This window comes from Cohnella xylanilytica, assembly GCF_014212175.1.
GTDB classification, from domain to species: Bacteria; Bacillota; Bacilli; order Paenibacillales; family Paenibacillaceae; genus Cohnella; species Cohnella xylanilytica.
In genome coordinates this window covers 46,900-58,272 of record NZ_JACJVR010000112.1, presented here as the reverse complement: position 1 = coordinate 58,272, position 11,373 = coordinate 46,900, and the positions used below count along the sequence as shown (strand labels likewise).

Genomic DNA, 11,373 nt, shown 5'->3' with positions numbered 1-11,373 from the left:
TACGAGGGACGAACCCAGGAAACGCTATTTAGCGTCCGAAGCCCATTTTGAAAGCCTAACGAACTCCAGCGATCTTATTTAGGTCCAGCCGGGGGAAAAGAGGGCTTCCGGCACGAAATAGCGTTTATACGATTCGTTAGAAACAAAATATCCCCTATTTTCCGCCAAATAGCGTCTCCTCGATTCGTTAGCCGCCTCCCCCAATCGAAAAGGGGACTAGACGCATAGAAACTCTCTACGTTGGCGGCACGATCTCCACATAACTAAGCGATTCCGAGCCCGGACAACAAGTCTGTATGCGAGTTGGCCAGTCATAGAAAAAAGACCAAGAGACGCAAAATGCTATCTCTTGGCCGGCTTCCATCATTCCTACCGCCGCGAGCGGACGAGAAAGATGGCATACACGAACGCGGCGGCCGAGGCGGCGGCCATGATCCGGTACAAGACGGCCCCTCCCCACAGGTCGAACAGCCACCCGCCGAGCGAGGACCCGACGATGCCCGATACCCCGAAGAACAGCAGAGTCAGCACCGTCTGCCCCGTCGACTTCCACTGCTCCGGCACGACCGAGTAGAGATACTGCATGGAGCTTACGTAGAAGAGAACGAAGGTGAAGCCCTGAAATACCTGCAAGCCGACGAGCTGCAGCGGATCCCCAACGAACGAGCAGAGCAGGAACCTAAGCATATACAGCCCGGCGGCGACCGCCATGACGAAGCCTTCCCGGCCCGGCTTGACGATCCGCGAGCTCACCGCGAACATCGCCGTCTCCGTTAACGTCATGACGAACCACGCCATCCCCGTCCACCGCACGTTGCCCCCGAGCTCGTCCATGTACAGGCCGATGTACATATCGTTCATTTTGTGCGGGATGGCCACTACAAGTACGAGAAGCAGGAACGCCAACGTCCGCCGCTCGGACACGAACCGCCACAGCTGCCGGAATACGGCCGGCTTGGAGGAGGCGGGCACGTCGGCAGCCCCCAAGGCGAGCAGAAGCGTCGCGGCGCCGAAGCCGAGGAAGATCCAGGAGAGGCTGTCCATCCCCCACGCCTGCATAAGCCATCCGGCCGTCAGCGACGTCGCCGAATACCCCATCGCCCCGAACATGCGAATCGAGCCGAAGCTGATCCCCTGCCGCTGGGACGTCTGGTAATTGAGGCTCTCCATCAGCGCGTCGGTCGGCATGAAGAACATGTTCATCGCGATGACGAGCAGCGCCAGGCTCCAGAGCGCGTCCGCCCGGAACAGCAGCGTTCCGGCGACGACGGAGGCGAGCAGCAGCCCGAGCAGCACCCGCTTGATCGTGCGCCGCCTGTCGCTGACCATCCCCCAGAACGGCTGGCAGACGATCGTCACGACGCTGCCCGTCCCGAGGACGAGTCCGATGTGCGTGCCCGAGATGCCGATATGGCTCGCGTATACCGGGAGGAACGAGAGGAATAAGGCGAATAGGGAAAAGTAAGCGAAGTTCAATCCGCGAAGTCTGGCGGCTACCATCGGGTCGTCTCTCTCTCCTCCGTCACAAGTCGAACAAGTCGAGCTGCTCGGGCTCCGGCTCCGTCGAAGCGGACGGCTCGTCCCGCTCCAGCGGATCCCGTCCCTCCGGCGTGCGAAGGCCGAGCAGGCTCATCATCTCTTTGGCATTGTCGGCGGCGTCCCCGCCGGAGTTGTTGTTGAAGATGACGCCGATCGTCCCGGACTGCCCTTCCAGCACGGCCAGCCTCTCGCGCCACTCCTCCAGCTCCCGCCGGTTATACCGGTACAGATAGCGGACCTCGCGCCAGTTCGGCTTGCCGCCCTGGTTCCAGCCCGACTCGTTGCGGCCGTGCATCCGGACGATCGTATACGACGGGTCCGTCGCCTCCAGCACGGTCGGAACCGATCCTTCCCCCGCTTGCGGCTCGTCGCACACGCTGTGAATCCAGCCTTGCTCCCTCATGAACTCGAGCGTCCGCTCGCGGTACTCCGGCCGGAACCAGCTCTGGTGCCGGAATTCCAGCGCGCAGGGAATGCCGTCCATGCGCTGCCGGGTGAGCCGCAGCAGGTTCACGTTCTCGCGGGTGCAGTCGAACCACGGCGGGTATTGGAACAGGGCGGCCCGCAGCTTGCCCGCGCGGATCATCGGCGCGAGCGATTCCCGGAACGCCGCGTACATCGGCTCCGGCTCCGGGTAGTACGGTTTTCCCCGCTGGTGACCGGTCATCTCCTGATAGGCTTTGACGACGAAGCCAAGCGTTGGAGGCGTCTCCTCCGCGTACTTCGCCATTCTCTCGGGAGGCTGGATCGCGTAGAACGAGCTGTCCACTTCGACGAGCGGGAAGTGCCGCCCGTATTCCGAGAGCTTGTCCTTCGCCTTGACGCCGCCGGAATACAGGCTGTCGTGGTCGCCCCAGCCGGCCAGTCCCACTTCGATCAACGGGATCGCCTCCTTATGATCAGACTCGATGCCTTAGCGGAATCTTGCAATCTATTCAACATCTATTCAACCAAATCCGATTATCGCAATAACGACAGCCCAAAAAAATCCCTTTGACGGATTCCCATTCATTTGTATAATTGGATTGACCTCATTACGCCCCTCGGCATGACGACCCAATCGCAAGGCCCCATCCGCCGATTCCTCGGTTGCACAATTCCATAACCCGCCTAGATGGAGTAATCGGACGAATTCCAACATTTCTTGGGAGGCTGTTCGAACGATGAGTTTGTCTCTGCATCTTGCGCACACATTCCTGCAGTACAACCTGCACTCCATGCAATTCACCCATCTGCTCGTAAGGGTGCAGCAGTCCCAACTGGTCGTCTATTCCAAAGAGAAGGACGAAGAAGTGACCCGGGCGCTGTTCACCGAATTCAAGAAGAACGGCTACCTCCTCAGCGTCGCGAACCACCGCGGCAAGCTCCAGCCGACTCCGTTCGTCGGAACGCTCGGCGACTTGATCCCCGTGCTCACCAGCAAGCTGGCGGCCGTTCTCGCGAGGTGGCCCTGACTCCTACAGGAGGTACAGCAGAATGGCGAAGAAGTGGCACGCCGAACCGGCGACGACGAAGACGTGCCATACGGCATGGTGATACCGGAACGCGCGCCAGACGTAGAATACGGAACCGAGCGTATACAAGATGCCGCCGGCCACCAGCAGGCGAAGGCCTCCCGGCTGCAGCGCTTCCTGCAAGGGACCCCAGGCGAAGACGACCATCCAGCCCATCAGGACGTAGAACAGCGTGGATAAGAAGAGGAACCGCTTAGTGAAGAACGCCTTGAACACGACGCCCGCGACCGCGATGCCCCAGACGATCCCGAACAGACTCCAGCCGAGCGGGCCCCGCAGCACCGTCAGCATGATCGGCGTATACGTTCCGGCGATGAACAGATAGATGCACGAATGATCGAGCGTCTCGAACAGATCCTTGATCTTCCCTTCGCGGAACGAATGCACCAGCGTCGACGCCGTATAGAGCATAAGCATCGTCGCCCCGTAAATCGTGAAGCTCGTCACGTGCCAGGCCGTCCCCTTCAGGCTCGCGTAGACGACGAGCAACGCCAAGGCTGCGACGCTGAGCAGCGCTCCGATCCCATGCGTAACGGCGTTGGCCACTTCTTCCCTGCGGCTGTAGACATAGGTATTCGCCATGGTTCTCCCCCCTTGATTACGATCTATGCGTTTCTCTTTATTTTGCCACTTTCGGCGTGAAAAGGCGAATGTCCCGAGCATCGAGAGAAAGAGGCTCCCTCTCGCGCGCCTTGCGCGTCGGAGGAGCCTCTTCTTCTTGCGATTCACCGCATTAGCGGCCGGGGTTATCGGGCCTCCCCGTTCGAATCTTCCGCCGCTTCGTCCTTCGCCGGCAGCGCCCGGGAGGGCAGCCGCCCCGCCTTGCGCAGCGCTTCTCGCAGCAAATATTCGATATGGCCGTTCACGCTGCGGAACTCGTCTTCCGCCCACTTCTCGATCGCGCGGTGCAGTTCGGCGTCCAGCCGGAGCGGGAACGCCTTCTTCTCCCTAGCCATAGTCCCGCACCCGTCAACCGTACAGCGTCCCCGTGTTGATGAACGGAGTCGCCGCCTTGTCGGAGACGATCGCGACGAGCAGGTTGTTGATCATCGCCGCGCGCCGCTCCGCATCCAGTTCGACTCCGTTCTCCACGAGCTGCCGCAAGGCGGAATCCACGATGGCCACCGCGCCCTCCACGATCTTCTGCCTGGCGGCGATAATGGCGATCGCTTGCTGTCGCTGCAGCATGGCGCTCGCGATCTCCGGCGCGTACGCCAGATGGGTAATCCGCGTCTCGATCACCTCGACGCCTGCGACGGTCAGCCTCGCCTGCAGCTCCTTGGACAGCTCCGCCGCCACCTCGTCGGCGTTGCCGCGCAGGGAAGGCGCCTGATCGTCCGCGAACGTGTCGTAGGCGTAATGGGCGGCGATGTGCCGAATGGCCGTCTCGCTCTGAATCTCTACGAACCGTTCGTAGTTGTCGACCTCGAACACCGCCCTCGCCGTGTCGACCACCTTGAACACGACGACGGCGCCGATCTCGATCGGATTGCCCTCCGCGTCGTTCACCTTCAGCGTCTGGCTATTGAAGTTGCGCACCTTGAGCGACACCTTCGTCTTGTTCGTGAACGGCATGACCATCCATAGGCCGCTCTGGGTGATCGTTCCTTTGTACCGTCCGAAGAAGGTGACGACCTTCGCTTGATTCGGCTGCACGATCGTGAGCGAGGTGAGGAGGACGAAGAACAGAAGGACGAGAAGCACGCCCGCCGCGATCATCAACCCGTTCGGTTCGGCCTCATCGCCCCCGGCGATGAACAGCGCGATAGCTCCAGCGAGGGAAGCAAGCGAGACGAGCAACGCGAGAAATCCGTTCGTGTGCCAAGCTTTGGTCGTAGTCATCCTGAAAGCGCCCCTTTATATAATTTTGATATTTATATGATATCACTTTTGGAAACGGATTTCCACCCCCTGCGGCGATTTTTCGGATGCGCCGTCTCGATCTACCCTTTTGACGACAATCGTGGTATGAATGGGACATATGTCCTTTTGCCGCGGGAACCGACTCCCCTACAATGAAGCGGCAAGGAACGAGGAGAGACGACCATGAGGAAAATCACTCACCCCGACGCGACCGCCCGTTACGTCCGCGAATTCGGGTTGGACGGCATCTGCGGGGAGCGCATGATCGCCAAGATGAGCTTGTACGCCTACGACAAAGGCGAGTTGATCTGCTCCGCGGGCAGCTCCATGAGCCATCTGTATATCCTCGTTCGCGGCAAGTTGAAGGTGTATTCGATGCTGCCCAACGGCAAGTCGGTGCTCCTTCGCTTCTACGAGCCTCTCGGCATTATCGGCGACGTGGAGTGGGCGACCGGTTACCCTCCCCGTTGTTCCGTCGAGACTCTCACGGATTGCCTAATGCTCGTCATCTCCTACGAGCAGTTGACGGAGACCTCGTCTCACGATCCCGCGTGGCTCCGTTACATGATGAAGCACATCGCCCACAAGCTGTACACCAACTCCAACACGCTAAGCTTGAACCTGACGTATCCGGTCGAGAACCGGGTCGCCAGCTACTTGCTGTCGGTCACTTCCGGTGAGAATCCGGGAGTTAGGGTCGGGGAGATTCGGACGCCGAAGCTGCTGGAGCTCGCCGAGCTGATCGGCACGAGCTACCGGCATCTGAACCGGATTCTCGCGCAGTTCGCGGCCGACGGCATGATCGAGAGAAGGCGCGGCGCGATCGGCATTCGGGATGTCGAGCGGTTGAAGAAGCTCGCGGAGGGTTTGCTGTACAACTGAGGGGACTTGGATTTAAGGGGGAGAAAAAATGGCTGGAGTACTCTACGCGGTGTTCGCGGGGCTGTTCATCTCGGTGCAAAGCGTATTCAACGCCCGGGTCAGCGAGAAGGTCGGCTTCTGGATCACGAACGCTCTCGTGCACGGTTCCGGCTTCGTCGTGGCGCTTCTGATCTTCTGGTTCGTCCGGGACGGGAGCCTCGCCAGGCTGCACTCGGTCAACAAGCTGTACCTGCTCGGCGGCGCGATGGGCGTTATGATCGTCTTCACCGTCATGAAGTCGATTCTGTCGCTCGGCTCAGGCTTCGGAGTCGCCGTCATTCTGATCGCGCAGCTGCTCGTGGCGATCCTCATCGACAGCCTGGGCTTGTTCGGCGCCCCGAAGCTGCCGTTCACCTTCAACAAGCTGATCGGGCTGGCCATCATGATCGCCGGCGTCGTCGTGTACAAGCTGAAGGGCTGACCCGGCGCTGCACCGCGGGCGCAAGGGAGTATCTGGATGACTCCCATTCGGGGATATCCGTCCGGCTCCAAGCACGATCGCAATACATTAGGAAGGGCAGCCCGGCGGGCTGCCCTCTTGCGTGCTTGCGTTCCTTGCATCCACCGTGCAACTTGCTTCACATGCGTTAATTGCACCGCCACCGCCTCTGTCACTTGCATCGCCAGCGTTACCTGCGCCCCCCGTGCCGCCTGGGGCACATTCGCCACCTTGTTTACCTTCCATCTTGATACTTCCGCATCAGCAGCCGGCCAATCCCGTTGACGACCCCGTATAGGACGGCGGACATAAGCGCGAGCATGCAGACGCTGACCATGACGAGGTTCATCTGGAACACCTGGCCCCCATAGATGATCAGGTACCCGAGCCCCGCCTTCGAGGATAGGAACTCTCCCATGACGACGCCGACAAGAGTCAGCCCGACGTTCACCTTCAGCGTCGCGATGAAGTTCGGCACGCTGGCCGGGAGCATAACCATCCGCAGCATCTGCAGCTTCGTCGCTCCGAACGATTCCATCAGCCTCAGCTTCGTCTTCGCCAGCTCCTTGAACCCGTTCTCGATCATCATGATCGTCACGATGATCGAGATCGCCACCGCCATGCCGTACACGGAATACCGGTCGCCCAGCCAGATGTAGAAGATCGGGCCGAGCGCGACCTTGGGCAAGGCGTTCAGCACGACGATGTACGGCTCGAGTACCTTGGACGCGTAGGTCGACCACCAGAACAAAACCGCGATGGCCGTGCCCGCGATCATGGATACCGCGATGCCGACGATCGTCTCGAGCCCCGTCGTCCAGGTGTGCTTCCACAGGTCGCCCTGCAGCGCCAGCTCCCGGAACGAAGCGGCCAGCTGCGAAGGCTTGCTCGTCAGCATCGAATCGACCCACTTCTGCCGGGCCGCCAGCTCCCATAGCGCGAGCAGCGCGACGAGAAGCGCGATCCGCGAGACGATGACGAGCCAGCGGCCGCGCCGCTCGCCGCGCAAGTATTCGCGATAAGCAGGCGTCGGCTTGCCCGCCGAAGCGGACGGAGAAGCGGCCGGCTCGGTCGATCCCGCGGGCTTGACGGCGGAATCGGTCGGCTCGGTCGATCCCGCGGGCTTGACGGCGGAATCGGTCGGCTCGGTCGATCCCGCGGGCTTGACGGCGGAATCGGCCGGTTCGGCCCCGCCGTCGCGCGCTTCCGCTCGTTCCTTAACCGGAAGTAACGACATGCGCCTCCAGCTCCTTCCATATCGCATTGAAATACGCCTGGAACCCTGCCGCCTCCCTCTTGCACCAAGGCGTCAAAGTCCCGCCGTCACCTTCCCCTCCTTCCCCTTCCGGCTTCAGCCGGATCTCGTATTCGGACGAGATCGTGCTCGGGCGCTTCGACATGACGAGCACCCGGTCCGCCATCGCGATCGCTTCCGGAATGTCGTGCGTGACGAGAATCGCCGTCTTGCCCTGCTCGCGGATGATCCGGTGCACCTCGTCCGCGAGCGTCAGCCTCGTCTGGAAGTCGAGCGCCGAGAACGGCTCGTCTAAGAGCAGAATATCCGGCTCGGCGACGAGTGTCCGGATGAGAGCGACCCGCTGCCGCATGCCGCCGGAGAGCTGGGCGGGGCTGTGGCGCGCGAAGCCGCCCAGCCCGTACCTCTCCATCAGCTCAGCCGCCTTGCGCTCCGCCTTCGCCCGGTCCATGCGGCGAATCTCCGCCCCGACCAGCAGATTGCCGTACACATCCCGCCACTCGAACAGATGGTCCTGCTGAAGCATGTAGCCGACCTTCGGGGATGTGCCGGTCACCTCCTGGCCGTCGATCAGCACCTTCCCCTTCGTCGGCTTCAGCATCCCGGAGACGAGGGAGAGCAGCGTGCTTTTCCCGCAGCCGCTCGGCCCCACGATGCTGATGAATTCGCCCGCCCGGACCGTCAACCGGACGTCGCGAAGAGCCTCCGTCTCCTGCTTCGGCGTGAAGTAGCTAAGGCCTACTTCCCGCATCTCGATCTGAGCGGCCGTCATGCGATCACCCCGCCGCGCCGATCTTGTTCACGAAGCTCATATCCACGACGGCCGACATGTCGCCCAGCTTCTCCTCCGGCTTCAGCACGCCGTTTTCGATCAGCACGCTCTGCAGCGTCTCGAACTGTTCGGCGGTAAGCTCCGGCTTCGCCGGCCACGTATCCTGATCCTTGTACCGCTTGATCGACTGAATGATGATGTCGTCAGGCGTCCCGTCGAAAAAGGGCTTAAGCGCCTTGGCGATCTCTTCGTCCGACGCGGTGCTCAGCCACTTGGTGCCTTCGGAGACGGCGTTCGCGAACCGCTGGATGACGTCCGGATTCTTCGCGATATAATCGGAGGTCGCGACGTACGACGTCTCCGGGAACTTGCCGAACGCTTCCCCGAGCGAGGCGACGTAGTACGCTTTGCCCTCCTTGATGAGCGTGGAGGCGACCGGCTCGAACAGCTGGATGAAGTCGCCCTGGCCGCTCGCGAACGCGCCCGCCATCGCCGGAGCCGCGATGTTCGTGACGACGTCGGCTCCTTCCGCCTTCTCCTTGATAAGAGTCGAGTTCATCACCATCTGCGGCGCGCTTCCGGGCCTCCAGCCGATGATCTTCTTGCCTGTCAGGTCGGTCCACTTGAACGAATCCAGCTTCTCGCGGGACAGCAGGAAGGAGCCGTCCTTCAGCGTCAGCTGATAGAAGATTTTCAGCGTTTTGTCGCCCTTCTGGTTATGGATGTAAATCGCCGTCTCGGGGCCGACCATCGAGATGTCCGCGGTACCGGCGATGAGGGCGGCCGCGCCTTTGTCGGATCCTTGGGCCGTGTTCATGTCGACCTCGAGGCCCTGCTTCTCGAAGAAGCCCTGCGACATGGCGACGTAGTGCGGCGCGTAGAAAATCGAACGGATAACCTCGGAAAACTTGACCTTCGTCAGTTGCTGGGGGGACTCCGACGCGGAGGGCGATGCGGAAGCGGACGGCTCCGACGATTCGGACGGAGACGCGCTAGGCGACGGGGACGCGGAAGGCTCGTTGTTGCCGGAGTTGTTCCCTCCGCAGCCCGCTGCGACGAGAAGCAGCGCTAGCGCCAGAAGCAGACTCGTTACGCTTTTCATTCTATTCATGACAACTCTCCCTCTCCATTAAGAATTTAGGGGGGACGGCTCGGGACGGCGGAGATACGATTCGTCGGCTTGTCCGGACTCCCGCACGGCAGTTCGGCCGGAGTCGCAAGGGTCGTCCTGCGTTGCCGGCTCTCCCCGGATCGCTCTCTCCGCTTCCGGCTAGCCGCCCTCGACGTCCCGGCCTATCCGCGCCTCCATTCCCGCGAGTAAATCGCCGGCCGTCTTGATCTCGTCGAGCGCGGTTCCCCGGTGCAGCACGTTGCCGGGTATGCCGCGGATAGAGATATCTGTCATTATCTTATGATGAACGCGGAGGAACGTCATTCCGGGATGCAAACCGCGAAGAGACGGCCCGTACCGGACAGGCTGGGGGCGGACGGATTTTTTGCCAAGGATGAGGCCTGAATGATACGATAGATTCGAGAAAGCGGAGGTGGATCCGATGGATAACCGCGATATCGAATTGATAGAGTCCGAGCTGGCCCTTCTCGTCCGCCTCGCCACTTCCTTGTCCGCGGACAAGAGCGCCGGCAGCCTCGACCGCTCGGCCTACTTGCTGCTCGGCCAGTTCTCGGCCAGAGGCTCCGCCGGAGTGCGCGCGCTGGCTGACGAGTTCCAGCTCGACATCTCCACCGTGAGCCGACAGGTGTCCGCTCTGGAGCAGAAGGGGTTCGTGCTGCGCAAGTCCGATCCGTCGGACGGCAGGGCTTACTTGTTCGAGATTACGGAGGAGGGGCGCGCCGCGCTGCAGGAATACAAGAAGCTGCGGACCGCACGAATCTCGGAGAAGCTGCAGGATTGGACCGAAGAGGAACGGGATGCCTTCGGCCGATTGCTGCGCAAGTTCAATCGCGCGTTCATGTGAACGGAATGTCTATCGGCGATTAGGGGACGATACTAGAAACAGCCTTCGCCCGGCTTAACGGTAGCCGGGTTGAAGGCTGTTGGCTTTGGACGCTCTTGAGGGTCTACAGCAGATTTTTGAACGTTTGGCGGACGACGTTGCCGCGGCTGATGATGCCGACCAGCACGCCGTTTCGCTCGACCGGCACTTTCTTGATTTTTTTCTTGCCGAGAATGGCCGCGATCGTCTCCACGGTGTCGTCCCACTGGACCGTCACGACCTTGCGCTTCGCGATCCTCATCACGTTCAGGTCCAGCAAACGCTTGGCCCGCTCTTCGTACTCCGCTTCGTCGACTTTGTAGACGGCGAAGAAATAAACCGCTTCCACGACGAAGTCGTCGGGCTTGCCGATGAAGCGCATGATGTCGCCGTCGCTCACGTACCCGACGATTTCGTTCCGGTCGTTGACGACCGGCAAGCCGCTGATGCCGTGCTCGATAAACTTCTCGATTACGGTCCGCACCGTGTCTTCCTCTTTGACTTTGTGCACTTGCCGAATCATGATGTCGCAGGCTTGCATTTGCGCAGCCCCCTTCGTCCATCAATTGTATAATGCAATTATATAATTGGTCGGTTGCATTATACAATCGCTTATTGCAGGTAAAGCTTGTATTTTATCTTATGTCCGGGGCTTCAGGATGGTTATGGGGCTGAGGAAAAGGCTTCACGAACAGTTGTGGCGTAACTAACGTTTCTTCCGTTACAGCGCCCATGCCTCGTATATGACCCACTCTAACTAACATTTCTTCCGTTACAGCACCCCTGCCTCGTATTTGCCCCACTCTAACTAACGTTTCTTCCGTTGCGCAGATGACCGCGGCACGCGGATAAGGCTCTGCAACCGCTATTTTGGCGGTTACAGCGACCATGGCACGCGGAAGTGGCTCTGCAACCGCCATTTTGGCGGTTACAGCGACCGTGGCACGCGGAAGTGGCTCTGCAACCGCCATTTTGGCGGTTACAGCGACCGCGGCACGCGGATGAGGCTCTGCAACCGCCATTTTGGCGGTTACAGCGACCGCGGCACGCGGACGAGGCTCTGCAACCGCCATTTC

Annotated in this window: 14 protein-coding genes; 4 read left to right on the top strand and 10 right to left on the bottom strand. The window is 60.8% G+C overall.

All coding sequences use genetic code 11. The features are described 5' to 3' along the window. Window positions 1-369: 369 nt before the first annotated feature. Complete coding sequence (locus H7B90_RS27625) at window positions 370-1,500, bottom strand: MFS transporter (protein WP_185139129.1); 1,131 nt, start codon at window positions 1,498-1,500, stop codon at window positions 370-372. Window positions 1,501-1,522: 22 nt separating this feature from the next. Continuing rightward, complete coding sequence (locus H7B90_RS27620; RefSeq protein ID WP_185139128.1) at window positions 1,523-2,419, bottom strand: DUF72 domain-containing protein; 897 nt, start codon at window positions 2,417-2,419, stop codon at window positions 1,523-1,525. A 283-nt stretch (window positions 2,420-2,702) separates the two neighbouring features. On the opposite strand from H7B90_RS27620, the gene H7B90_RS27615 reads away from it, so the two are divergent. Beyond that, window positions 2,703-2,993 carry a hypothetical protein gene (locus tag H7B90_RS27615; RefSeq protein WP_185139127.1) on the top strand — a complete coding sequence of 97 codons (291 nt, stop codon included), beginning with the start codon at window positions 2,703-2,705 and terminating at the stop codon, window positions 2,991-2,993. Between the two features lie 3 nt (window positions 2,994-2,996). Here the strand turns inward: H7B90_RS27615 and trhA are convergent, their stop codons facing one another. The 3 genes from trhA to H7B90_RS27600 all read right to left on the bottom strand — a co-directional run bounded on the left by trhA (window position 2,997) and on the right by H7B90_RS27600 (window position 4,895). Further along, window positions 2,997-3,635 (bottom strand): PAQR family membrane homeostasis protein TrhA, encoded by a 639-nt coding sequence (trhA, locus tag H7B90_RS27610; RefSeq protein ID WP_185139126.1) that lies wholly within the window; start codon window positions 3,633-3,635, stop codon window positions 2,997-2,999. Window positions 3,636-3,799: 164 nt separating this feature from the next. Further along, the gene (locus tag H7B90_RS27605) at window positions 3,800-4,009 is read right to left on the bottom strand and encodes a type II toxin-antitoxin system antitoxin (protein ID WP_185139125.1); all 210 of its coding nucleotides are present in this window, start codon (window positions 4,007-4,009) and stop codon (window positions 3,800-3,802) included. A 13-nt stretch (window positions 4,010-4,022) separates the two neighbouring features. After that, window positions 4,023-4,895, bottom strand: a complete 873-nt coding sequence (locus tag H7B90_RS27600; protein WP_185139124.1) for an SPFH domain-containing protein — start codon at window positions 4,893-4,895, stop codon at window positions 4,023-4,025. A 204-nt stretch (window positions 4,896-5,099) separates the two neighbouring features. On the opposite strand from H7B90_RS27600, the gene H7B90_RS27595 reads away from it, so the two are divergent. Together H7B90_RS27595 and H7B90_RS27590 are read left to right on the top strand one after the other, a co-directional pair. Continuing rightward, window positions 5,100-5,798, top strand: a complete 699-nt coding sequence (locus tag H7B90_RS27595; protein ID WP_185139123.1) for a Crp/Fnr family transcriptional regulator — start codon at window positions 5,100-5,102, stop codon at window positions 5,796-5,798. Between the two features lie 28 nt (window positions 5,799-5,826). Further along, window positions 5,827-6,258, top strand: a complete 432-nt coding sequence (locus tag H7B90_RS27590; protein ID WP_185139122.1) for a DMT family transporter — start codon at window positions 5,827-5,829, stop codon at window positions 6,256-6,258. Window positions 6,259-6,511: 253 nt separating this feature from the next. Here the strand turns inward: H7B90_RS27590 and H7B90_RS27585 are convergent, their stop codons facing one another. The 4 genes from H7B90_RS27585 to H7B90_RS33215 form a co-directional block, all read right to left on the bottom strand. Then, window positions 6,512-7,513 carry an ABC transporter permease gene (locus tag H7B90_RS27585; RefSeq protein WP_221482197.1) on the bottom strand — a complete coding sequence of 334 codons (1,002 nt, stop codon included), beginning with the start codon at window positions 7,511-7,513 and terminating at the stop codon, window positions 6,512-6,514. Beyond that, complete coding sequence (locus H7B90_RS27580; RefSeq protein WP_185139121.1) at window positions 7,494-8,303, bottom strand: ABC transporter ATP-binding protein; 810 nt, start codon at window positions 8,301-8,303, stop codon at window positions 7,494-7,496. Before H7B90_RS27580 ends, H7B90_RS27585 begins: the two co-directional genes overlap by 20 nt. 4 nt (window positions 8,304-8,307) lie before the next feature. Continuing rightward, the gene (locus H7B90_RS27575; protein WP_260411269.1) at window positions 8,308-9,414 is read right to left on the bottom strand and encodes an ABC transporter substrate-binding protein; all 1,107 of its coding nucleotides are present in this window, start codon (window positions 9,412-9,414) and stop codon (window positions 8,308-8,310) included. Window positions 9,415-9,573: 159 nt separating this feature from the next. Then, window positions 9,574-9,708, bottom strand: a complete 135-nt coding sequence (locus H7B90_RS33215; protein WP_260411267.1) for a hypothetical protein — start codon at window positions 9,706-9,708, stop codon at window positions 9,574-9,576. Window positions 9,709-9,856: 148 nt separating this feature from the next. Between H7B90_RS33215 and H7B90_RS27570 the strand changes: the two genes are divergently transcribed. After that, window positions 9,857-10,279: a MarR family winged helix-turn-helix transcriptional regulator gene (locus tag H7B90_RS27570; RefSeq protein ID WP_185139120.1), complete on the top strand. Its 423-nt coding sequence runs from the start codon at window positions 9,857-9,859 to the stop codon at window positions 10,277-10,279. Between the two features lie 103 nt (window positions 10,280-10,382). Here H7B90_RS27570 and H7B90_RS27565 read toward each other — a convergent pair whose 3' ends face one another. Then, window positions 10,383-10,838, bottom strand: a complete 456-nt coding sequence (locus H7B90_RS27565) for a CBS domain-containing protein (protein WP_185139119.1) — start codon at window positions 10,836-10,838, stop codon at window positions 10,383-10,385. Window positions 10,839-11,373 lie beyond the last annotated feature (535 nt).